This window comes from Chitinophaga skermanii (assembly GCF_003259335.1).
In the GTDB taxonomy this organism is placed as follows: domain Bacteria; phylum Bacteroidota; class Bacteroidia; order Chitinophagales; family Chitinophagaceae; genus Chitinophaga; species Chitinophaga skermanii.
This window is the reverse complement of sequence record NZ_QLLL01000004.1, coordinates 419,969-445,860: the sequence shown is the minus strand read 5'-3', so window position 1 is coordinate 445,860 and position 25,892 is coordinate 419,969. Positions and strand designations below refer to the sequence as shown.

General features: G+C 43.8%; 12 protein-coding genes. 6 read left to right on the top strand and 6 right to left on the bottom strand.

All coding sequences use genetic code 11. The features are described 5' to 3' along the window. Positions 1 to 2 precede the first annotated feature (2 nt). The 4 genes from LX64_RS12510 to LX64_RS12495 all read left to right on the top strand — a co-directional run bounded on the left by LX64_RS12510 (position 3) and on the right by LX64_RS12495 (position 8,560). A complete protein-coding gene (locus LX64_RS12510; protein WP_148707297.1) occupies positions 3 to 329 on the top strand; it encodes a DUF6660 family protein in 327 nt (108 codons plus the stop codon). A 140-nt stretch (positions 330 to 469) separates the two neighbouring features. Next, positions 470 to 4,780 (top strand): CusA/CzcA family heavy metal efflux RND transporter, encoded by a 4,311-nt coding sequence (locus LX64_RS12505; RefSeq protein ID WP_111597985.1) that lies wholly within the window; start codon positions 470 to 472, stop codon positions 4,778 to 4,780. 17 nt (positions 4,781 to 4,797) lie between these two features. Beyond that, positions 4,798 to 6,075, top strand: coding sequence for an efflux RND transporter periplasmic adaptor subunit (locus LX64_RS12500; RefSeq protein WP_111597984.1), 1,278 nt, complete (start codon positions 4,798 to 4,800; stop codon positions 6,073 to 6,075). Between the two features lie 22 nt (positions 6,076 to 6,097). Continuing rightward, on the top strand, positions 6,098 to 8,560 hold the full coding sequence (locus LX64_RS12495) for a heavy metal translocating P-type ATPase (protein WP_111597983.1): 2,463 nt from the start codon (positions 6,098 to 6,100) through the stop codon (positions 8,558 to 8,560). Between the two features lie 39 nt (positions 8,561 to 8,599). On the opposite strand, the gene LX64_RS12490 is transcribed toward LX64_RS12495, so the two are convergent. The 4 genes from LX64_RS12490 to LX64_RS12475 form a co-directional block, all read right to left on the bottom strand. Then, on the bottom strand, positions 8,600 to 8,842 hold the full coding sequence (locus LX64_RS12490) for a hypothetical protein (RefSeq protein WP_111597982.1): 243 nt from the start codon (positions 8,840 to 8,842) through the stop codon (positions 8,600 to 8,602). A gap of 10 nt (positions 8,843 to 8,852) precedes the next feature. Then, the gene (locus tag LX64_RS12485) at positions 8,853 to 9,119 is read right to left on the bottom strand and encodes a hypothetical protein (protein ID WP_111597981.1); all 267 of its coding nucleotides are present in this window, start codon (positions 9,117 to 9,119) and stop codon (positions 8,853 to 8,855) included. 173 nt (positions 9,120 to 9,292) lie between these two features. Further along, on the bottom strand, positions 9,293 to 10,318 hold the full coding sequence (locus LX64_RS12480) for a serine hydrolase domain-containing protein (RefSeq protein WP_111597980.1): 1,026 nt from the start codon (positions 10,316 to 10,318) through the stop codon (positions 9,293 to 9,295). A gap of 164 nt (positions 10,319 to 10,482) precedes the next feature. Next, positions 10,483 to 11,385, bottom strand: coding sequence for a YihY/virulence factor BrkB family protein (locus LX64_RS12475; protein WP_111597979.1), 903 nt, complete (start codon positions 11,383 to 11,385; stop codon positions 10,483 to 10,485). Between the two features lie 107 nt (positions 11,386 to 11,492). On the opposite strand from LX64_RS12475, the gene LX64_RS12470 reads away from it, so the two are divergent. Together LX64_RS12470 and LX64_RS12465 are read left to right on the top strand one after the other, a co-directional pair. Further along, positions 11,493 to 12,284, top strand: a complete 792-nt coding sequence (locus LX64_RS12470) for an SDR family oxidoreductase (protein WP_111597978.1) — start codon at positions 11,493 to 11,495, stop codon at positions 12,282 to 12,284. A gap of 188 nt (positions 12,285 to 12,472) precedes the next feature. Continuing rightward, positions 12,473 to 12,940, top strand: a complete 468-nt coding sequence (locus LX64_RS12465) for an META domain-containing protein (RefSeq protein WP_111597977.1) — start codon at positions 12,473 to 12,475, stop codon at positions 12,938 to 12,940. A gap of 108 nt (positions 12,941 to 13,048) precedes the next feature. On the opposite strand, the gene LX64_RS12460 is transcribed toward LX64_RS12465, so the two are convergent. Further along, positions 13,049 to 14,818, bottom strand: a complete 1,770-nt coding sequence (locus LX64_RS12460) for an oleate hydratase (RefSeq protein ID WP_111597976.1) — start codon at positions 14,816 to 14,818, stop codon at positions 13,049 to 13,051. 135 nt (positions 14,819 to 14,953) lie between these two features. Continuing rightward, positions 14,954 to 25,885 (bottom strand): T9SS type B sorting domain-containing protein, encoded by a 10,932-nt coding sequence (locus LX64_RS12455; protein ID WP_111597975.1) that lies wholly within the window; start codon positions 25,883 to 25,885, stop codon positions 14,954 to 14,956. Positions 25,886 to 25,892 lie beyond the last annotated feature (7 nt).

The window sequence follows — 25,892 nt, the reverse complement described above, 5'->3', positions numbered from 1 at the left end:
TAATGAAATTTGTCGCTTACATATTCGCTTGCCTCATTCTCCTGCTCAGCATATTGCCGTGCATGGATAATGCTGTTGCAAAAACGAATGTAGCGGCTACCAACATTGTGAAAGTAACCGATACAACTGATCATGCGCATGAAGATGCTTGCTCGCCGTTTTGTATTTGTACTTGTTGCACGAACTCGCCTACTTGCTTGTTGTACACGAAGTGTATGATGCAAGCAGTAGCGCCGAAAGAACGTGAACATAATTATACTGCCTACTACATTGGCGATATCACCGAAATCGCTCTTCCCATTTGGCAACCGCCCCAGTTAGCCGCTTAATGTCACATTTACTTATTTACTGCTTGGAATAGCCCATTTGGCTACTTTCCGAAGGAATTACACGCATACTTGTATGGCTTCGCTTACGCGTTGTTGTGCGTGCATGCTGTGAATGCTATGCTCCTATTACAGATTTAATTATGCTGAATAAAATTATTCAATTCTCGATACGATATAAACTCGTTATCGCGCTTATGACCGTTGCTCTTATTATTTGGGGCCTATGGAGCGCGAGCCGTTTACCTGTAGATGCCGTACCCGACATCACTAATAACCAAGTACAAATTATTACCGTTACACCTACGCTTGCCGCGCAAGAAACGGAACAATTGGTCACGTATCCTATTGAACAAAGTCTTGCCAACCTGCCCGACCTCGAAGAAATGCGCTCGATTAGTAGATTCGGCTTATCGGTGATTACTGTTGTATTCGATGATAAAGTAGATATCTATTTCGCTAGGCAACTTATCAACGAAAAGTTGAAAGAAGCCGAAGAGAAAATACCGGCAGGTATTGGTAAACCCGAGCTGGCACCTGTAAGTACGGGCTTAGGCGAGGTATACCAATACGTGATTCACCCGAAGAAAGGTGCCGAAAATAAATACTCCGCGATGGACCTACGTACCATGCAAGATTGGATCGTAGCGCGGCAATTATACGGTACGAAAGGAGTAGCGGAAGTAAACAGCTTCGGCGGCCTTTTAAAACAATATGAAGTAGCCTTAAACCCGGCCCGTTTGAATGCCTTGAACGTAACCATCCCCGAGATATTTACCGCCTTGGAGAAGAACAATAGCAACACAGGCGGCGCTTACATCGATAAAAAACCGAATGCCTATTTCATTAGGGGTATTGGTTTAGTGGGCAACATGAACGACATCAATAAAATCGTGATCAAAAACATCAATGGTATTCCAGTACTAATAAGAGATGTTGCTGAAGTTCGATTAGGCAATGCCGTACGCTACGGTGCTGTTACGTACAACGGCGAAAAAGAAGTAGTGGGAGGTATTGTAATGATGTTGAAAGGATCGAATAGCGCGGCGGTGGTGAAACGTGTAAAGGAAAAAATGGAAACCATTAAGCGCTCGCTCCCGGAAGATGTTATAATTGAACCCTTCTTAGATCGTACCAGCCTCGTAGATCGTGCTGTAAATACCGTTAAAACAAACTTGGTGGAAGGTGCGTTGATTGTCATTTTCGTACTGGTGGTTTTCTTGGGTAATTTGCGCGCAGGCTTAATTGTAGCCTCCGCCATTCCCTTGGCCATGTTATTTGCACTAGGCATGATGCACACCTTTGGTGTAAGTGCAAATTTGATGAGTTTAGGCGCAATTGATTTCGGGTTGATTGTAGACGGAGCTGTGATTATTGTTGAAGCTACCTTGCATCACTTGGGATTACGTAAATCGACCCACCGGTTAACCCAAGCGGAAATGGATGAAGAAGTGTTCTTATCGGCTTCTAAAATTAGGAATAGTGCAGCCTTTGGTGAAATCATTATCCTCATCGTGTACATTCCAATCCTTACCTTGGTGGGTATTGAAGGCAAGATGTTCCGCCCGATGGCGCAAACAGTAGGCTTTGCTATTTTGGGAGCATTGATATTATCGCTAACATACATCCCCATGATGTCGGCCCTGTTCTTACCCAAACAACTCAAACAAACCCCTACTTTCTCCGACCGCATGATGCACTTCCTTCACAGGAAATATGCACCGGTATTAAACTGGGCTATCCGCACCCGTAAAGCAATAATAATTGCAACGGTGGCCGTGTTTGGTGTAACCATTATCCTATTCAAAAACATGGGTGGTGAATTCATTCCCCAGTTAGAAGAAGGCGATTTTGCCTTTCACTGTATATTACCACAAGGTACTTCCCTCAGTCAAAGTATCGAAACCTCTATGCAAGCGAGCCGGCTCATACGCGAGTTCCCAGAGGTAAAAATGGTAGTGGGTAAAACCGGTAGCGCCGAAGTGCCCACCGATCCCATGCCGCCGGAAGCTTCCGACTTAATCATTGTACTGAAACCGAAAAAAGAATGGACCACCACTAAAAGCTACGATGAACTTGCCAATAAAATTTTAGATAGGCTGTCTACAATACCCGGTGTTTTCTTCGAAGCCAACCAACCCATTCAAATGCGTTTTAATGAGCTTATGACAGGTGTTCGCCAAGACGTAGCCATTAAAGTATTCGGCGAAAACATTGATACACTAGCCGCTATTGCACCAAAGATTTCTACCATTATTCAATCTGTAAAAGGCGCCACAGCACCGCAAATAGAACGTACAACAGGCTTACCGCAAATTACCATTACGTACGATCGTGATCGTATTGCAGGGTATGGTATGAACATCGATGATATTAACCGTACCATTAGCACGGCCTTCGCCGGTGAGGCTGCGGGTGTAGTGTTTGAGAACGAGAGGAAATTTGATTTAGTGGTTCGCCTAGATAGTGCACACCGTGCCTCTATCGACGATGTAAATAACCTATTCGTTACCACTCCCAGCGGCTTACAAGTACCTTTATCGCAAGTAGCTACCGTTAGCTTCAAAGAAGGTCCTTCGCAAATTTCCCGCGAAGAGGGAAAACGAAGAATTGTGGTAGGCTTCAATGTAAAAGATCGCGATGTACAAAGCGTAGTGAAAGACATTCAAGAGAAATTAAGTACAGCTAACATATTACCCGGTGGGTATTATTACACCGTAGGCGGTACGTTCGAGAACCTGCAAGAAGCCAGTACACGGTTACAAATTGCTGTGCCGGTGGCCTTGGGGTTGATTTTCGTACTGCTTTATTTCACCTTCAATTCCTTAAAAGAATCACTCCTTATTTTCACCGCCATACCCATGAGTGCCATTGGTGGTGTGCTGGCTTTATTGCTGCGCGGTATGCCTTTTAGTATATCGGCAGGTGTAGGTTTTATTGCTTTGTTTGGCGTAGCGGTATTGAATGGTATTGTGTTAATTAGTACGTTTAACCAATTACAAAAAGAAGGCATCCAAGATGTAATTGAAAGGGTGAAAGAAGGTACACGTATTCGTTTGCGCCCCGTGTTAATGACGGCCACCGTTGCTTCCTTCGGGTTTATACCCATGGCCTTATCTACAGGTGCCGGTGCCGAGGTGCAAAAGCCTTTAGCAACGGTCGTAATCGGGGGACTATTCACGGCTACCTTCCTTACTTTAATTGTATTGCCATTACTCTATATCATGTTCCAAAAAAAATCATCTGCGCCATTAAAACCCATTACAGCGATTATTACATTATTGATCTTGGTGGGCAGTGCTGGTACAAGCCAAGCACAAAGCAAGCGGTTACCGCTGGATGAAGTACTACAAATGGCGAAACAGAATTTGCAATACGGTATTAACCAACAAGCACAAGCGCAAAACAAGGCGCAAACCCGGGCTGCCGGCATGCTTCCTAAAACGGGCATATTCGCAGAGAACGAGGATTATCGCCCTACAGATTCACGCGGTATTTTGAAGATCGGGTTATCGCAAAGCGTAGCTTGGCCAGGTTTGTATAAAGCACAGAAGAACGTGTTCAAAGCACAAGCTACGTACTTACAAATGAACCAATCGTTGATCGATGCCGATGTGAAACGCGATGTGCGGGCGGCTTATTACGAGCTGTGGTATTTGCAAGATAAACAACTACTATTCAGCAAGCTCGATAGTATTTATAAATCTATGAGTAACGCCGCTAGGTTAAAAGTTAAAACCGGCGATAGCCCCGGGTTAGATAGTATTTCCGCCATTGCACGCATGCGGGAAATGGAAGCGTTTATCGAGCAAACAAAAAACGATATCCAAGTTCAACAACAAAGCTTAGCGCAATTGCTGAATACACAAGAGGCTATTCTACCCTTGCAACAACCATTGGAAAAAATGTTATTCAATCTTTCTTCTGCCGATAGCCTCCACCCCGCCCTTGCTATGCAACAGCAAACGGTGAATGTAGCACAAGCAGGTATCGTGGTAGCGAAGAATGAGAACTTACCAGAGTTTTCGGGGAGGTTTTTTAGTCAACGTTTATACGGCATGAAAGATCCATTCAGTGGATTCTCGGTAACAACGTCCATTCCATTGGCCAGCATGGGTGCCTCGAAACACAAGGTGAAAGCTGCGGAATTGGAAATGGCGGTAGAGCAGAAAAAGTTTGATTATGGTATGCAGCAGTTTAATACGGCAAAATTGCAAGCTGTACAAAACGTGATGAAGAACGAGCAGTTGCTACGTTTCTACGAATCTACGGGCTTAGAACAAGCGGCAGCGATTATTAAAGCGTCTAGCTTGGCGTATAGGTCGGGGGAAATTAGCTTCGCGGAGTTATCGCAATTCCTTTCACAAGCTATTACCATGCAACGCAACCATCTCGATCAACTCAATGCTTATAACCAAGCCATTATTCAATACAATTATTTCATCAATCAATAATGACTAATCTACTTACGATGAAACGTAACGCTATTATATACTTCGTACTCCCGGCTTTCTTGTTATTCGGTGCTTGTCAATCTACTCCTTCAAAGGAAATGAAAGAAGAAGAAGCACAACACGAAGAACATGAAAACCCTAATACTACTACGCTTACTGCCGAGCAAATTAAAAGTATTGGGATTGAAACAGGGCATATCGAAGAAAAACAATTAACAGCCTCCTTAAAGGCTACCGGTGTGCTGCAAGTACCCAACCAGAATAAAGCCCATATTAATTCATTGTATAGCGGCGTTGTACAAACCTTGCTCATACAACCGGGGAATATCGTTAAAAAAGGACAAGTAATTGCCACTTTGGCGAACCCCAGTTTCCTCCAAACACAGGAAGAATATATCAGCCTTGCTTCAAGAATAAACCTAGCGGAATTGGAATTCAACCGCCAAAAGGAACTGAATGAAGGCAATGCCGGGGCATTGAAGAACTTACAAGCCGCGGAAACTGAGTTAAAGAACTTGCGTACGAGGAGGAATGCCCTTACACAATCGTTACAATTAATGGGTATTAACCCAGCCCAGCTCACCAACGGCAAATTACAAACTGTATTGGCCGTACGCAGTCCTATTGGTGGCGTAGTAAGTAGTGTTACGGTGAAGTTGGGAACCTATGTAGATGTAACTACACCCATTGCAGAAGTGGTAGATAATAGTCAACTTCATCTCGACTTATTTGTATATGAAAAGGATTTGCCGAAGTTGAAGAATAACCAAATCATTCACTTCACCTTAACCAATAACCCGGGCAAGGAATACGATGCAGAAATCTATTCACTGGGCTCGTCGTTTGAAGGCGAAAGCAAGGCGATTAACGTACACTCGCGCGTAAAAGGTGATAAAACAGGCTTAATAGATGGTATGAACGTAACAGCCGTTGTAAGCTTGAACCAAGTAACCGTGCCTGCTGTACCTTCCGATGCAATTGTTACCTTCCAAGGACAAGATTACATTTTCGTGGTAACCGATCCACATAAAGAAGACGAGCACCACGATGCGAAAAAGGAAGATCATGATCATAGTGCCGAACCACACGATCACGATCATGCACCAACTGCACCTGCCGCCGGTACTTCTGTTACATTTGAAAAGATTCCCGTAGCGAAAGGAACGAGCGATGTAGGCTATACGGAAATCACTTTGTTGAAGAACATCCCTGCAGATGCAAAAATCGTAGTCAAAGGCGCCTTCTTCGTGCTGGCAAAAATGAATAATACCGGCGAAGAAGGACATCCTCACTAATGCTCATTTTTATACAAACCGTATGGAAAAGCTTACAATTAATATCGACCTCGTTTTACCCGGGGTGCCCAGCGAAAAGGATGCTTGCGTAGAAAGAATTATTCATGCGCTTACGGGCAGGCAAGGTATTGAGAAAGTACATATTGTACCCGGTTCCGGGGAGAATAAAGCGCAATTGTGTTTCCACTACAACCCGGCTATTATTACCGTAGATCGTGTAGAGAAAATGGCCCAACAAGCGGGTGCCGAAATACTCGACCGTTACCATCATTTACTCATCCCCGTGAAAGGAATCCGTCATCAACGCCAAACGCGTTTATTGGAAGCGGCTATTCGTAAACTGCGCGGTGTATTGTCGGTATCTGTTTCGGCGGCCGGGATGGTATTTGTTGAAACCGACGCTACGGAATTACACGATGAAACGGTATACGATCTCTTACGCAAAGAAGGTTTAACCATCACTGCTGTACCTACAAAAGCACACGATCATGCACATGATCACGACCACGAACATGGGGAAGAACATCACCATGAAGGGCACGATCACAATCACCAGCATGGAGGCATTTTTGGGGAACGAACAGAATTAATTTTCAGCTTACTGTGTGGTGCCATGCTGGGCATAGGATTTGGGTTATCTTTCCTGCCAGGCATACCTACAATTGTTCCATTCATTCTATATATCGCCGCTTATTTCTTTGGTGGTTTCTTTACAGCTACCGAAGCAGTACAAACCATACGCAAAGGCGGGTTTGAAATTGATTTCTTAATGCTCGTTGCGGCTATTGGTGCTGCCATTTTGGGGAATTGGGTGGAAGGTGCGTTGCTCTTGTTCTTATTTAGCTTAGGGCATGCGTTGGAACATTTCGCCATGGAGAAAGCGAGAAAATCTATCGCCGCGCTAACCGCATTAGCGCCTAAAACAGCGTTCTTGAAAACGGGCGATGGTATGAAAGAAGTCGATATTACCTCGCTGAATAAAGGAGATGTAATTATCATCAAACCCAATACTAAAATTGCTGCCGATGGCATTATCATCAAAGGTAGCAGCAGCATAAACCAAGCACCTATTACAGGCGAAAGCATCCCGGTAGATAAACATGCTTACGAGCAAGTTGATTTCAATATAGAAACGGCCGCACAACTCGACGATCAGTATAAAGTGTATGCAGGTACTATTAATGGGAATGATTCCATTGAAGTACGCGTAATAAAAGAGGCAAAGGATTCTACCTTATCGCGCTTAGTACAAATGGTGAATGAAGCGCAAACACAGAAGTCGCCCACGCAACAGTTTACGGATAAGTTTGAGCGCATTTTTGTGCCGTTTGTATTAGTATTAGTCACGTTGTTGTGCTTTGTATTCTTGGTACGCGATGAAACGTTTAACGAAAGCTTTTACCGAGCCATGTCGGTATTGGTGGCTGCGAGTCCTTGTGCTTTGGCCATCTCTACACCTAGTGCCGTATTAAGTGGTGTTGCGCGTGCCGCGAGGATGGGTGTATTGATTAAAGGTGGGCGCCCGTTGGAAGACCTCGGTAGCTTAAAAGCCTTGGCTTTCGACAAAACCGGTACCCTTACAGAAGGCAAACCTAAGTTAACACAGATCGTTCCCTTGATAAATTTAACGGAAGAAGAATTATTGAAAATTGTTGTTGCCGTAGAAGCCTTGAGTGATCACCCTATTGCGAAAGCCATTGTGCGCGATGGTCGTACCCGTTTAGCAGGCACTAACATTCCCGTTGCACACAACATGGAAGCCGTATTGGGCAAAGGTATCAAAGCCACGCTTAACAACGATACGATCATGATTGGCAACCTTGCCTTGTTCAATCAAACAGCGCCTGGCGATGTACAAACACAAGTAAAAGCATTGGAAAAAAGTGGCAACACCACGATGGTGGTTTTGCGAAATGAAGAATATATTGGTATCATTGCAGTGATGGACACCCCGCGAAAAGAAGCGAAAGCTGCTATAGCGGCCCTGCAACAAGTAGGTATACAAAAGATGGTGATGCTTACGGGCGACAATCAACAAGTAGCCGAAGCCGTTGCAGCAGAAACAGGAATCCAAGTAGCCATGGGCGGTTTATTACCGGCAGACAAGGTAAGCGCCATTCAACAACTCATGAAAGAAGAGCAGAAAGTGGCTATGGTAGGTGATGGAGTGAATGATGCGCCCGCGATGGCGAATAGTACTGTAGGCATAGCCATGGGAGCAGCCGGTAGTGATGTAGCACTAGAAACTGCCGACATAGCACTAATGGGAGATAATCTCTCGTTGTTACCATTTGCCATCGGGTTAAGTCGACAAGCAAAAAAGATTATCAAGCAAAACTTAGTGATCAGCCTAGGTGTTGTGGCCTTGCTGATACCATGTACCATTTTTGGTATCGCTACAATCGGCCCCGCGGTAATTGCACATGAAGGATCTACCCTTATTGTTGTATTTAACGCACTAAGATTGTTAGCATATAAACGTTAGCATGTATTCTATACTGCCTAAGTATCTACTTGGGCAGTTTTACTTTTCGTTCTTTGCTATTTCATCAATAATTTCATAATCGCCATTATCGGGTGTTAGCGTTAACTGCATACCGAAGATATCGCGTTCGATCGTTAGTTCGAAAGTAGGACTTAGTTCGCCTTGCATTTCGATGAGTAAGGCGTGTTGCGGCGGTAATTCGTAGAGCAAGGAGGTAGGTGCCAGCACAATGGGTAACTCTTGCTTTAATTCGTTGTGGATGGTGAACTGTGGATTTTTCATACTGGTTATTTTAAAATTCATCTTCGTCATCATCATCTTCATCGATGATCTTTTCTAATTCGTACTCTCCTTTTTCCGGGTAAATATGAATTACATAGTGGCTGTCTTTTTCGGTGACTTTAAAGTTGACGGTAGGATTGTCTTCACCATACAATGTAACGAGAATGGTTTCATGTTCTTGGAGATAATACACTTCGCCTTCTGGTTCCATAGCAATGGTAACAACCTCTCCGAAATGGTTCGTGAGCTTGAATTGCAGTTTTCTGACCTTTCCCATTAAATGATGTTCACTTTCTATAAATATAACAATAAAATATATCCCATGCAGCCGTTACGTGTAAAGAAATCGTGCATTTCGGCACATCAAGATTTGTTCCCTTGCTACAATTACCGGGCCTGTTCTCATAAACCCTAAAAAAAGAGCACCCCGGGAGGTGCTCAGTATCTTTTTTACTCTAGGCCGGCCAGTAAATGATCCCATATGAGATTTATTTCTTCCTGCATGTTCTGTACGTTTGCTGTAGTTACAATCACCGCGTCTTTCTCCGGGATGATAATAATAAATTGACCATCCTTTCCATCGGCGCGGAATGCATTATGCCTACAACGCCACATTTGGTAGCCATAACCTTGCGACCAATCACTTACCGTAATATCGGCATTCGGTTGTACCCATTGTGGTGATTGTACAATGTGTGCACGGGTAGCCTCATCGAACCATTTAGCAGCTAGCAATTGCTTGCCGTTCCACGTACCTTTTTGCAAAATAAACTGGCCCATTTTGGCCATATCTTCCGTTTTAATGTGCAACCCCCAGCCGCCATAACTTACTCCTGCAGGATTGCTATCCCATACTGCACCTTCAATGCCCAATGGTTGAAACAACCTAGGCGTAAGGTACTCCAACACAGTTTTGCCGGTTACCTTTTGTAAGATTGACGAGAGCATATACGTTGCGTAACTGTTGTAATAGAACTTTGTACCAGGTTCATTTACAATCGATAGCGCGAAGAATGTTTTCTCCCAGCTTTGATTGGGAAAGTCGGCAGGACGGGGTTCGGTGGGCTGGCCATTCGTCATGGTAAGTAAATGGCGAATCTCTAATTGTTGCAAGTTTTTAGATACTTCCGGCGGTAAATCGTTAGGGAAATACTTAATAACCTTGTCGTTCACTGTCAACAATTTCTCCTGCACCGCAAAGCCAATAGCGGTAGCCGTAAATGTTTTACTTACCGACCACATTACGTGGGGCTTCGTAGCACTGTTATCGCCGAAATACTGTTCTGCTACTACTTTCCCATGGCGCAACACCATAAAGCTATGGATGTCTTCCCCTTTTTGTTTGAAAGCAGCAACATAATCTTCAATGCCTTTTTCGGATACTTTTTCAGCAGCGGGTGTACTTCTTGGCAGCGATTGTGCTTGTGCAAATTGGCACAAACCCGCGAAGGCGAGTACGGATAATAATTTTTTCATAAAGCGAATAGTTTGGAGTAAGATGGCTTCACGTGGATAATACGTGTCCGTCGCTGATCAAAATACAAAATATTTAATAGGATTGCTGCTGGATTCAATTTTTAGACCAATAAAAAGCCCCGCCACTTTCGTAGCGGGGCGAATATATTAGGATAATACGATGATTAATCTTCTTGATCTACAACAGTATACTTGTAAATCGCGGCATATGGACGAGGTTTAATGATTTCGTTATTATTGAAGGCCCAAGCCTTCGTAAAAGCAGCGCCATAATAGAATATCATGGCCGTGTAGAATACAAACAACAGCAATAATACCGACGATGCCGATGCCCCATAGATGTTACTGATATTACTGTAATTCAACGCAACACGGAGTACTAATTTACCGATATTGAATAGAATGCTGGTTACAAATGCACCCATAAAAAGTACACGCCTGGTTGGTCTTCCATCGGGTAAAAAATAAAACACCATAGCAAACCATAAGGTAACCGACAATACCGACACAACGTAGTTTAAGGCACCATTGAAATAACCCGATAATGTAGGTACGTACAAATCAACATACTTAATTACAAACGCTTGTGCAGCACCAATCATTAAATCCAATACAAATACTACCCCGAGGAAGCACATCACTAACACCCCTTTTAAGCGTGAGATCATAATGCTCCAAAAGCCTTCTTTACGGATAACGCGGAGATCCCAGAGTTGATTGACGGAGCTGCGGATCACTTTAAATAAAGTAGTAGCAACGAACAATAGGAATACGAAGCCTAAGAAGGTAATAATCTCGTTTTGAGCGAGTCCGCGAATACCTTGCAAGGTTTCGAATACCATATCGGTGGTTTCTTTGCCAATTACGCCTTCCAATTGTTGCAAGAGGCGGCGGCCGCTTTGGGGAATGCGAAAGATGAGGCGAAGCAATTGAATGAGGATCACTAAGATAGCCGGGAGGGCAAAGGTGGTAAAAAACGCAGTGGCCCCGGCCAGTCGTAACGGGTCGTTCGCGGTTAATGTCCTAAAGGCATCTCTAAAACTCAATATAAAAGGCTTCCAACGCATGCGCGAAGTTACAAAACCAATGCATTCGCCGTACGGCGAATCGCAACAAAGTCTGTATTCACTTGTTATTACGGGTGTTGAAGATTCTTTACACCAAAAAATGAATCATGGGAAACTTACAAGGCAAATCTATCATTATTACTGGTGCCGCTATGGGTTTGGGCTATGCTGCTTCCTTGGAATGTGTGAAACAAGGAGCGCAAATTCTAATGGTCGATTACAATGAAGAAGCATTAAAGCAAGCAAAAGCCGGCATAGAACAAGCACATAAAGGTGCCAAAATAGTGACCACCCTCGCCAATGTAGCGGAAGAAAAAGAAGTAAAGCAATATGTAGAACTTGCCGTAAAAGAGTTTTCACGGGTAGATGGCTTGTACAACAACGCCGGTATTGAAGGAAGGCAAGCACCTATTACTACGTACGATATCGACGTGTTTAAGAAAGTAATCGATATCAACCTATTAGGTGTATACTATGGTTTACGCTATGTGTTACCCGTGATGCAGCAACAACAATACGGTAGAATTGTAAACGTAGCCAGCGTGGGTGGTATACGCGGTGTAATGCACCAAATGCCCTATGTGGCCAGTAAACATGCCGTAGCGGGCATGACGAAGAACGTAGCCTTAGAATATGCGCAATACAACATCAACGCCAATGCAATCGCTCCCGGCGCTATTTTAACGCCCATGGTAGCCGAGGCTTTCAAACAAGTAAACCCGAAAGACCCCAAAGCCGCCGAAACTGAATATTCAAGGGCCAACCCTACTAAGCGCTTAGGATTACCGGAAGAAGTAGCCAGCGTAGTAGCGTTTTTACTGAGTGATGGATGTAGTTATGTGAACGGGCAAATACTCGCCATCGATGGTGGGCAATCAAATAGTTATGGCAATGTGTAACATTTCCTTGGGGATCAACGATATATAGGCGGTAGTTAATGAGCGAACACAGCCACAAAGTGTGTGACACAACGATGTTGATGGCACAAACGACGTTGGTCACCAAAACAATCACAGTGAACAATTCCTTTTTGGAACAAGGTTTGTAAATAAACAATATTAGCCACGCATTCAAAAAAATCGACCTTATGATACGCAAACAAATTATGTACATAGCAGCATTAGGCCTAACTGCCATAGTAGGCATGACTGCATGTAAATCGAGCGCTAAAACCCAAAACAGCGGTAATAATGCGGGTACTAGCTTAACCATATACGATAAGAAGTGGACCTTGGTAGAAGTGAACGGGAAACCTGTAGAAAAAGATCCAGAAGCAAGGGTACAACCATATGTAATCTTCTCAGAAACCGACAAAAGAGTATCGGGCAACGGGGGCTGTAATGGTTTTGGTGGTTCTTTCGTATTGAAAGGAGATAATAGGATTAAAATGTCGCAATTAATTTCCACGATGATGGCTTGTAAGAATTTGGATACAGAACACCAATTTATGCGCGCCTTGGAAAATGCCGACAGTTACTTCATTGTGAACGATACGTTGATTTTAAATAGAGCTAGGATGGCGCCATTAGCCCGCTTTGTGGGTGATGCGAAGTAAATCGATCTTATTGCTTAATTTTTCACAGTAGTCCTTCGCCTTCGGCGAGGGACTTTTTTTATACTATCCATACCCACCAAATTGCTTATGGGTATGGATAGTTACTTGTTATACTAACCCGGCATCTTTGAGTAGTTCGTATATGATTGTGCCTTTGCTTTTCTCTATTGCTTTTTTCTCGATATACTTCACAATCCAAGGCGCCTTCATGTCGAGCAACTTCTTGCCATCCATCATGCGGGCAGAAGAACTGAGCAATACGCGCACATCGAAGGCGGAAGCAAATACTTCGGGCACGCCACGGTCGACATTGAGTAATTGGTATACGGCCTCCATCGCTGTTCTTACAGAATATTCTGTTGTGAATACGGTATCCCGTTCCGTTTCAGCAAAGTTCCCGATAAAGGCGAGGTTAACGGAGTTTTCGGGTACTACTTTCGGGCGATCACCGGCAGCGCGGGGCATAAAGTACGACATTACGAATGGCATCATACAAGGTATGGTATTGGCAGAATTGGTGGCCATATCTTGGATATCTGTTACAGGAACGCCCAAATGGTATAACCATTCTTCGCAAATTTCTATACCACTACATTCTTTCATAGGCTTCTTCACGAAATCGCCGGGTTTATCGCTAAATAGGCCATATATCCACCCTACGAGTTGTTCCTTGCCTTGTGCTTTAAAGTGAGGCTGACGGTTGAATGTCCAGCTTAACAGCCAACTGGAATCTTTAACAGAAACAATACCACCCGTAACTACTTTACCGGCGAAAGGATCACGTTGGCAGATTTTTTCTATATAAGGTGGAATGCGACCATCGAGCGTGGTAACCGTGGCCGACACGAAATTGCTAAGCGGGATGTTACCGCAGAACTTCTGCGGGTTACCAAAGGCTTTATCTTGCGCCGCTATATTCTTCCATAAACTCCATGAACCACCGGGAGAAGGATTCAGTACGGCAGGCGTATGTTGATCGCCATAGGTAGAACTTTCGGTAATGCTACCGTTGGTAACAAATACCAAGTCGTTCGTTGTGAGCTTTAGTTCTTCTACTTTCCCACCCGATTCATACACAATTGATTTAGCTATTTTTCGGCCATTACTTGTATCGATCACTACATTTTGCACTTGTGTTCCGTACATAAATTGTACACCTTGTGATTTTAGATATTCTACCAAGGGCAATACAAGCGATTCGTATTGGTTATACTTCGTGAATTTGAGTGCCGACAAATCGGGTAAGCCACCGATATGGTGTATAAAGCGGGCAATATACCTGCGCATTTCGATGGCGCTGTGCCATTCTTCAAAGGCAAACATAGTGCGCCAGTATAGCCAGAAATTGGAAGCGAAGAATTCTTGGGAGAATACGTCGTTAATCCGTTTATCGTCGAGTTGATCTTCAGCGGTAAGAAATAGTTTTACAAGTTCTTCCGTGGCTTTATCGCTAAGGGTAAATCGGCCTTCTGTTTTAGCACTTTGGCCTTTATTCTTTGTTGCGCGCATGTGCGAAAAATTGGGATCGCGCTTATTCAACCAATAAAATTCATCTAACACAGAAGCTCCTTCTACCTCTAATGACGGTACGGATCTAAAACAATCCCATAGGCATTCGAAATGGTTTTCCATTTCGCGACCACCACGGATAATAAAGCCATTTGTAGGCTGTAGAATACCATCTAAACTACCACCGGGTAGCTTTAATTCTTCGAATATATGAATACGCTCCCCTTTCATTTGTCCATCCCGGATCAAGAACACAGCAGCCGCCATCGAAGCCAAGCCACTGCCTACTAAATAGGCCGACTTTTGATCAACATTATCCGGTTTTACCGGCTTTGCAAATGCTTCGTAGTTACCATTACTATAATACATCTCTGCGGTTTTAGGTGTGAAGAAATAAACCTTTTTGGTTTGTATATAGGGCTAACAATTGGTACCCTTGAAAGTTTAAAATAAAAAAGGGCGTAACACAGTGGTTGTGTTACGCCCTTGTAAGTTATGTGCAGTTTATCGCACCAATTCAATCCAACCTTTCACGATCTTCACTTCGCCTGTTGAAGAACGTAATTGAAGTACATAATAGTAAGTGCTTTCATTTAAGCCATTACCATCCCAAGAGTTATCGTAGTTTTTGTTTTGATATACTTGGTTACCCCAGCGGTTATAAATCGTTAATGCAGAGCCAGGATACCTATCGAGTCCAGGAATAACAAACTTATCATTCTTACCATCACCATTAGGTGTAATAATATTCGGGATGAAGAAATCGTCGCTAATATCTGCGGTAATGGTAGACGTATTATCTGTAAGATCTACATCTATTTCTTTACCTGCAATGGTAGCAGTGTTACTTACATTGCCGCCACTATTCAACTTGGCACTGTACACCAAGGTAGCACTTACACCATTGTTCAATCGTGGAATCGACCAAGTAAACCTGCGTGTAGTAGCATCAAAGCTTGTTTGACCAACACTGACTGTGATGTTACTTGGGTTACCAATATTATTGGCGAAGATATCCGACACAATAATATTCGTAGCGGTATCTGGCCCTTGGTTCGTTGCCGTAATGGTGAATTGCATGATTTGATTTACTTTCAGCGGTGTTGGAGTATTTAGTACTTTCACCACTTTCAAGTTTGCATACCGCACAGTGTTGATCGTTACAATAGATGTATCTGGCGTAGATACACCTGGAGGACCAGTTACCAGCGCTGTGTTTTTCACCTCGCCTTCTGCTAACAACACCATGTTATATTGCCAATCTAACGATTCGCCGGCGTTTAGCAAACCAACATTCCACGTTAACGTACGAGCGCCCGCATTATAACTGGCTGTACCACGTGGTGGTGTATTATAGGTTGGATCGCTCACCAAGTTTGCTGCCGGTAATTTGTCGACTACAACGACCGGGTTGATTGCCCTTACACCATTGTTGGTGATATGTATTTTATAAGTAAGCGTACTACCAATGTTATATGGTCCACCCGCTGGTTCTATCGATTTATCGATCGACAAGGCACTCTTCGGTAAGATGAGCGTGGTTGCTGAAGCGATATTATTCGAAGAATCGGTATCATTCATACCAGTTGGAGTATTGATGGTAGCTACGTTTACGAGGTTACCTTGAGTATTGGCTACTGCTGTGATGGTAAACACAACACTTGCATTAGCAGGGAATGTACCGAGCGTAGCGGTAATACTATTGTTTTGAATACTAGTTGTAATATTCGCTGCACCGCCTGTTGTATTCGTTACTTGTACAGTAGCTTGTGTTAAACCATTTGGTAATACATCCTTCATCATCGCTCCATTCGCATCGCTTGGACCATTATTGGTAACAGTTACTTGGTAGCTAATGGTATTTGTGATGAATGCTTCAACTGGTGCTGTTTTGGTAATAGCCAAATCGGTAGCACCTCTAATTAAACTCACAACTTCTCTTGAAGCTTTTAATTCACCATTATTTGTTACATAACCAACGTTAATTACAGAACCGTCCGGCGCATCTTGTCGTACCGTACCTGCAATTACAAGCAATACGGCACTTGAATCGGATGCCGGTAAATTTGCTGTGAGATTTATTAAGTTGCCGCTACCCGTCGCACCTGTTGTAACACTTGCACTACGGAATAACAAGGTTGACCATGTTACATTCGTAAGCACATTCGGCACGGTATCCGTAACAACAGCACCCACCGCATCACTCGGACCAACATTTCTAACGGCAACAATGTAAGTCACCTGTGTACCCCTTATCATAGTAGTAGGACCCGTTTTAGCAATTTGCAGGTTAGCTTTAGCAGCTACATTGGTAGTTACCTGTGCAAATTTCTCAGCCACTCCTATTTCTGCAGGTTTAGCCGATGCTTTATTCACTATTGTACCAACAAACGTAGGCGACACAGTACCATTTACCTGGATCACAATCTTGTTATTGTTGCCTGCCGGGATGTTGGCCGTGGTTGAAATATTATTACCTGTACCACTGGTAGCTCCTGTAATAGTTGCCACACCATTCGTTTGGGCAGTCCAAGTTATATTTGTAATATCAGCAGGAATGGAATCGGTAATAATTGTACCAACAGCATTGCTCAGGCCTACGTTACCGACCGTGATGGTGTATTGAATACCTTGACCCGCAATAGCTGTATTAGGTCCATCTTTACTAATAATAATATTGGGTTGCGGTACAATAACGGTTACCACTGTCCCAGAAGTATCGGCTACTACGCCGGTATCTGCAGGTGTGATAATAGCCCTATTATACAACGTATCCCTGAATGCAGCATCTACAGTACCATTTACTGTTACGCGAATACTATTACCTGTACCAGGTGCTATGTTACCATTCAAGCTTACCACGTTACCAGTACCGCTAGCAGCACCAATAATGCTTGCCATACCTTGCGTGGTAGCTGTCCATGTTACATTCTTAATAGCCGTTGGAACAGCATCGTGGATACTTGCATTTAATGCGGCACTGGGGCCTATGTTTGTCGCATTAATCACGTAAGTAATAGCTGCACCGGAGCTTAGTCGTGCAGGACCACTTTTCGTAATACGTACGCCTGGACGCCTGCTTACACTAGTTACAACTTGACTAGAATCGCTGTTACTACCCGGTTCTGCCGGACGTACATAAGCGCTGTTAAGCAATGTACCAACATACGTAGAATCCACCTTACCGTCAATCGCAATTTGTACTGTTCCTTTCGGAGGAATAGTAGCTATTACTGATATGTTATTTCCATTACCAGCAGCACCAGCCGTAATAGTTGCATTTTGATTAGCCGTAGCTGTCCAACTTACTTGCGAAATAGTACTTGGTACGAGATCTGAAATTGTTGCACCAACAGCATCACTTAACCCATCATTCGTAACCAACAATACATAATGAATTGTACCACCAGCTGCTACAGCCGTAGGACCAGTTTTCGAGATAGACAATTCAGGTAGCCTATCAATTGGTGTAATAATCGGTGGTGTAATAATTGGAGGGTTAACAATACCTGGCGGTGTAATAGTAGCTGTATTAGTAATTACACCCGATGCATCGGAAGGCACCACACCCGTTACCACAATGCGCACAACCGCTGTATCTGTTGGCGGAATATCCGCATTCACCAATACTTGGTGACCAGTACCTACAGCACCACTATTAATAACGGCTCCATTTGTACCTGTAGCTACCCAAGCAACATTCGTAATTCTACTATCAATTGTATCTGTAATGTTTACATTTCGAGCAAATGCCGGGCCACCATTCGATACCGTAATAACATAAGTAATCCGGTCACCGGCTGTAATTTCATTTGGCCCGCTCTTCGCTGCTACTAAACCGGTTTTGCGTGTAACAACTGTTCTTGCTGTATCGGCAATTGTTGGGATAACAGCATTTCCGGCAGTTGCAATATTGGTAATGGTACCATCGAAATCGTTGTTAACAGTACCTGTAACTGTTACCACAATTACATTCCCTGCACCGGCTGGAATGTTACCTGTTGTGTTAACTGTATTACCCGTTCCATTAAATGGTCCTGTTACTTGCGCTCCACCTTGTACGGCTACTTGCCATTGGGTATTGATGATATCAGTCGGAACCAAATCATTAATATTTACACCTATGGCATCGGAAGGGCCGTCGTTTGTGACTTTAATTTGATAAGAAACATTCGTACCCGATTGGGCTGTTAATGGTCCTGTTTTATCAATTGCCAGTCCAAATTGACGCGTAATTGTGGTCGTAACACTACTTGTATTATTCGATAAGTTATAATCGCTTACATCATTTACAGTAACGTTTGCAGTATTGGTAACAGTTGTTGCTGTTGTAGTACCACTTACAGTGCCTGAAATATAAATGGTGATGTAATTTGCTGCCCCAGCCGCAATTTTACCAGGAATATTGATAGTGTTACCTGTACTATCTATATGCACGCTATCCATAATGCTAGCATTGCCGGTCGCAATAGCCTGCCAAGATACATTGGTAATAACTGCAGGAATGATATCCGTTATTTGTAAGTCATTTACATTGCGCGGGCCGTTATTAAATATTTGTAACCGGTAAGAAATCGCTTCCCCAGCTATGGCTGTTTGTGGGCCGCTCTTCACGATGCGTACATCTGTTGCTGTATTTTGAGCACTGGTAGTAGAAGATACTGTTGTTCCACCAGCTACTACGGTGGCTGTGTTTGTGATGATATTACCGGCAGTGTTTGTTACAATACCGCGAATAGTTACTACAACGGTGTTCAATGGCCCAACAGGGATATCGGCTGTAGTACTAACCGTGTTCGTATTACCTGAAGCAGCACCAGTAATTGATGCAACACCGGTGGCAAGTGCATTCCAACTTACTACTTGTATAGTGTTAGGTACATTGTCGGTGATAACTGCATTCGTAATGTTCCCGCTACCACCGTTCGTTACTACAATTCTGTATACAATTGTATCGTTCACGATAACACTGGCAGGCCCCGTTTTCGATATTCTAACAACTGGGTTGTTATCTACTATTGTTGTAATAGTGCTGGTATTATCAGCAGGATTTGGATCTGTAATGATGGTACCAGTTGGTAAGTTTACAGTAGCTGTATTAATGATGGAAGAACCGTTCACTACAGCAGGCGACATGATCCCAGATACAACAATCGTTAATGTACTACCATCGGCAGGAATATCCGCTGTTAGGTTCACATTACCCGAACCGCTGGCAGGTGATATATTCGCAATATTACCGTTGCCAACTGCCATCCATGATCCATTTAATATAGCGGCCGGTAGTATATCCGAAATAACCGCCCCTTTCACATTAGTAGGACCATCATTTTCTACAGTAATAACGTATTCAATAGCCTCGCCTGCAGCATGGTTAGCAGGACCGGCTTTATTGATACGTAAATTCGCTACGTATGCAATATTGGTGGTTACAGAAGAAGTATCACCTGGCGTATTTGTCCATGCTGGATCGTTTCTTAAGATAGCTGTATTAGTAATACTAGTAACAGTAGTATTCGGATCTACTGTGCCTGTTACTACAATGGATATTTTACCTGTTGTAGGAATATTACCATTCAAGGAAACATTACCAGTACCACTTGCGGCCGAACTAATTACCGCTCCACCTTGCACGGTTGCTACCCAACTAGCGTTGATAACAGCCGCTGGAATTGCATCTGTAATAGTAATATTATTGGCGTAAGAAGGACCGGAATTGGTCGCTTCAATTGTATATTGAATTTGTTCACCTGCAGCAATGTTGGCTGGACCAACTTTTGAGATGCTTACATTCGCTTTTCTTGCTACTACAGTCGATACTTGCGAGTGCAGTGTATTAAAGCCCGGCACATTTGGATTCGCATATGCATCATTCACAATGGTACCGGCGAAAGTAGGATCTATTTTGCCTTCTATTGCCACTATTACAATATTCGTTTCCCCTGCTGGAATATCTGCTACTATACGAAGGATATTGCCTGTTCCTTTCGCACCTGTAATAATGCTGGCATTACCTGCGGTTACAGTAGCCCAAGCTACGTTCGATATATTTGCAGGGATGGTATCTGTAATCACCACTCCTTTCGCATCGCTTGGTCCGAAATTCACCACTCTTATACCATATAAAATAGTTTCACCAGCAGAAGCGTCGGAAGGTCCCACTTTTATGATCGAAATATCTGGACGTTGTGCTACAATCGTAACAATTGTATCTGAAGCAACAGTAGCACTGCCCGCCTCTGCAGGATCGGCTGTGGCCACATTATATAATGTATCGCTAGTGACAGATGCCGGTACAATACCTCCCGCCTCAATATTGATATAACCACCAACAGGGATGTTAGCAGTGATACTAATTGTATGACTATCACCCGTTGAATCTGAAGTAATATTAGCACCATTAGTACCGTGTGCTCGCCAATATATATCTTGCAATTGCGCAGGTATAACATCTGTAATTACAGTATTTACAGCTGCAGATGGACCAGTGTTAGTTACTACAATAGCATAAGGTACTTCCACTCCAGCATTTACAGAACTTGGACCTGCCTTCCTAATGCGTAAATTCACCGCTTTATTTACAACCGTAATTACTGGTTCCGCATTTGCCGGTGTAGCACCAGGTTCAGATGGTAATGCCGCAGCCGTATTTACAATGTTACCAGTAAAGGTAGGATCGATAGTACCTGTAATGGTAATCACAATTTGACTATTTCCACCACCACCAATATGCGCACTTAATCCAACATTATTTCCGCTGCCAGTGGCACCTGTTGATATTACCACATCCCCTTTTGTTGAGGTTGTCCAAGTAACATTTTGTACCATAGCCGGTACATCATCTTGGATCACTAAGTTATCTGCGTCGGAAAGACTGGTATTATCTACTACAACGGTATATACAATTTTTTCTCCCGCATTCGCTATAGCCGGTCCTGATTTGGTGATATTGATCGTTGGGATTTTACGGACTAACGATATTGCAGTATCTAAGATTTGAACACCCGTTTCTGCTGTTAAAGCATATCCAGTATTTACAATCCGGCCGTCAAATGCTGGACTTGTAATGCCGCTGATGATCAGCACAATCCTGTTGTTTTGTCCACTTGGGATATTGCCATTCACACCAATTATATTGCCCGATCCGCTTGTAGCCCCAATGATGCTGGCATTTCCTTCTGCTACTGCCGACCACCGTACGCCTGCTATACTGCCCGGTACCGTATCGGAGATGAAGGCATTTAATGCATCAGATGTACTAATGTTAATCACATTTATCCTATAATGAATACTGTCGCCAGCTGCTACTAAGCGAGTAGTGGCTTTGCTGATACGTAGCTCAGGAGTTCTACTCACTACCGTTACTTGTGAAGCTGTATCGCCTGTACTATTCGGTTCTGTAGGAACAACAGTAGCCGTGTTAGTAATGGTACCTTGGAAAGACGGGTTGATGGTACCTGTTACAACTATTTCTACATAATTATTTGCACCAGGCGCTAAGCTAGTTGTGACTTGAATATTATTACCTATTCCTTTTAAACTATTTACACTAGCATTGCCAGCCGAATTAACTACCCACGACACATCGGTAATACTGCTTGGTACCACGTCATTAATTACAAAGTCTCTTGCGAAGCTAGGACCATTATTAGTTGCCCTCAGTATGTATGTAATCGTATTACCGGCAGAAGCTGTTGCTGGCCCGGATTTAGTAATACTTAATACAGCGGCGCTTTCTAAGGTAGTTACGACCTCGTTAGAATTAACACTGCTTACATTGGCTTCTGATGGTGTAACACTTGCCGTATTTTTAATGGTTGCTGTTGTTTGTGGTAGAATGGTGCCACTTACAATAATGCGAATAACTGCATTCGCATTCATATTCGCCGTAACGGCTACATTGTTAGTTGAACCAGTTGCACCGGCTGTAATAGTGGCTGTACCGCTTAGCACGGACGCTGTCCAAGTTACGTTGTATATCGCTGCTGGAATATTATCGCGGATAACAGTGGCTGTTGAATTAGAAGGGCCACCATTTGTAACATCAATTGTATACGATATTTGTTCTCCTGCAATTGCAGTAGCCGGTCCACTTTTTTGCGCCGTAAATGCCATTTGTTTCCGAACAGTGAGCATATCAATATCCGATACTGTTTCGGCACCTACTTCGGCAGGAATAGCGTAGGCTGTATTCGTAATATTGCCTGCAAAGCTTGGATTAACGGTGGCGGTGATGGTTACTGCTACTATGTTTGAATTACCGGCTGGAATGTTCGCTCTTACATCTACAATATTGCCACTACCCGTTGCGCCGGCAGTTACAGCCGCTGCACCTACTACCTGGGTGCTCCAAGTAACATTGGTAAAGTTGGCAGGAATGGTATCCAAAATACGCGTGTTCACCGCGTTACTCGGTCCATTATTAAACACCTTCAACACATACGTTACCGGCAACCCAGCCGTTCCAATTATGTTTCCAACATGACTCTTATCAATCACCAATCCCAAAGAGCTGGTAATCACAGTATGCGTTGTGTTCGACGTTGTTTCTCCTACAGTTACCTCCGCAGGATTGGCCACAGCCACGTTTTCAATTGTACCTGTTGCATCTGCACGCACGGTACCATTAATCGTGATGTACACCTTACCTGTATCTCCTGCAGGCATGTTCGCCATAATGCTGATAGTATTGCCGCTACCGGTTGCACCGGATACAATGCTTTGGCGACCTGTTGCAGTGGCCGACCAAGTTACATTCGTCAATTTATTCGATACAGCATCCGTAATTACCGTTCCAATCGCATCCCCTAAACCATCATTCTCTACTGCTATAGTAAACTGCATGCTTTCGCCTGCTGCTACAGAAGCCGGTGCGTTTTTCTCTAAGGTCATAAATGGCCTCCTTACAACAGGTATTGTAACGGTAGCTGTTGCACCATCGGGATCTGGTACATCAGTTGATACAGCTGTAATGGTATTCGTTAAATCGCCCTCAAAGGCAGGGTTAATCTTCCCTTCAACCACCACCACAATACGCGATGCTCCCGTAGGTATATTTGCAATAACAGATACGTTGGTATTCGTAGAATTATTCTGTACAATCGTCGCAGCTCCTACAGCGCCTACACTTACATTCGATACGATCACATTTGCCGGTATGGCATCCGTAATTTGTACATTCGTGGCGTTAGATGGCCCGGCATTCAAAATCACCATATCATACTGGATATCCTGACCAGCTAAATAGGGCCCATTTTCGCGCACCACTTTTGTTACCTGTATGTCGGCCCGGCTAGTATAGGTAATGACCACTGTATCGCTGGATGGTGGGCAAATACCATTTGTTATCGTCCATACTAATGTGGCACTCGTATTAACGCCTATTGTTGCAGTTGTGCGTGGATTAGTTGTAGAACCCAATGTTGCAGATCCACTAATAACCGACCAAGCTCCCGTGCCATTTACAGGTGTATTCGCCATTAAGTTAAATACACCGGAGTTGTATTGGGTTATATCAGCCCCTGCATTCGCGATGGTAGTAGCAGGTGTGATGTTAATCGTTACGTTATCAAATGTTGATATACATACACCATTTGCTATTCTCCATTGGAAAACATAGCTGCCAGGCACTAAGCCTGTCATGGTGGTGGTTGGGCTATTAGGTGTTGTAATGATAGCTGTATTAGGACCACTTATTTGTAACCAAACACCTGCACCTACAGTGGCTACATTCGCTGCCATGGTAGCAGTGGTGGTAGCACATAATGTTTGATCAGGACCGGCAGCGGCTACTGTTGGCGCACCATCCACATGTAATATCAATGGAATGGCCGGGGAATTACACCCTGTTGCGCTATTACTAAACTGGATGGTGAAATTGTATATCCCTGCAGGCAAACCATTCGGTACCGTAGCTCGAATCGGCGATCCCGTTAATGTAGCATTTACAATATCTGTAAACCCAGGCACTCCTTGCCCCCTAATCGTATACCGATCGGGTGTACCCGAGGTGGCTGTATACGGTATTTGCACAATAGGCGTTCCCTCGCAAATCGTTGTTTCCGTTGGCATGGTTACACTTACTGCCGGGTTAACGGTTACCAAATAAGCTGCACTCGCCCCCGAACCACTACAACCATTCACCACAGCGGATACCCTGTAATAACGGTTGGCTGTTAATACCCCGGTATTCAATGTGGCCCCCGTTTGACCACTTACTACTGTCCAGCCACCTGTACCCGTTGTGCTTGTTTCCCAAGTATACGTAAAGCCTGTAGTAGGTGTACCTGTACCTGGTGTAGGTGTTACAACAGCATTTAAGGTAGTAGATGTACCTGAACAAATAGCTGGTGTGCCGGTAATCGACATACTGAAATCAATAATCTTTAGTTCCAGTGGGTCCGATACAACTCTACAGTTTACATTCCCCATTTCAGATCTTCCTCCAGCAGCCACAACCCTATATTCAAAACCACCTTGCGCGTTATTTATAGTAAAAGTATATGCATTGTTTGTTCCATTATTGATTACGCCACCTTCGTCCGACCAAGCTTCCGTACCGATGGCTCTTTTTTGAAGTTGAAAGAAATATTGAGAATAACTGCCGGCGGGTAAACTTACGTTCATTAATGCAGTACCACCCGCACACACAATGCCGGCTTGTTGGGTAAATACAAATGGAGGACCACATGCCGCGAAGGCTATATCGTCCAACGCCAGGTCATTCCCTTGGCTACTAGGGGTATTACTGAATATTCTGAGTATAACTGTACTGGTAGTGGAAGGCATTTGAAACATACCTGCCAAACGCACCCAAGTACCGGGCGATTGATAGGCAACTTCACCCGTAGATACAGTGGCGATAGGTGTCCCATTCGGGTTATTCGCATCATATATATCAAATCGAAGGCTGGGTTTCGAGCTACTTGTGTTGGGGTTAATATTCATGATCCAAGCGGAAAACTCGAACGTTGTACCGGCACATAACCCGGTAATCGTACGTTCATAGAATTGACCCGGCGTTGCTTGGGCATCTACCACCATACAATACCCGGTACCATCTCCCGATGTATGATCTGGACGATCCACGAAGTAATGGTTGCGGTACCCGTATGTAGAATTACTAATCGTATACTGCCCAGGATAAGGCCCTTCCGACATGTTCGGTTGCGTTTGAGGGCTGAAATAAGTATAGTTGGTTACCCCGTTAGGCAATGGACCACCTAAAGTTGGTTTCACCGTGGTGCCTGCATTGCCGAAGGTTTCTTTAAAAACAGGGTCACCTAACGAACCTGTACATTGCTGGGCAAATAACGAAGATGGCCATGCCATTAACAGCAGCCCAACAACCATCAGCGGGAGCAAAACTTTAGCGGTAGGTGTAGCATTACGCAATAAGTGGCTAGTAATTACGTGCCGTAAGCGCTTAACGATCATGGATCCA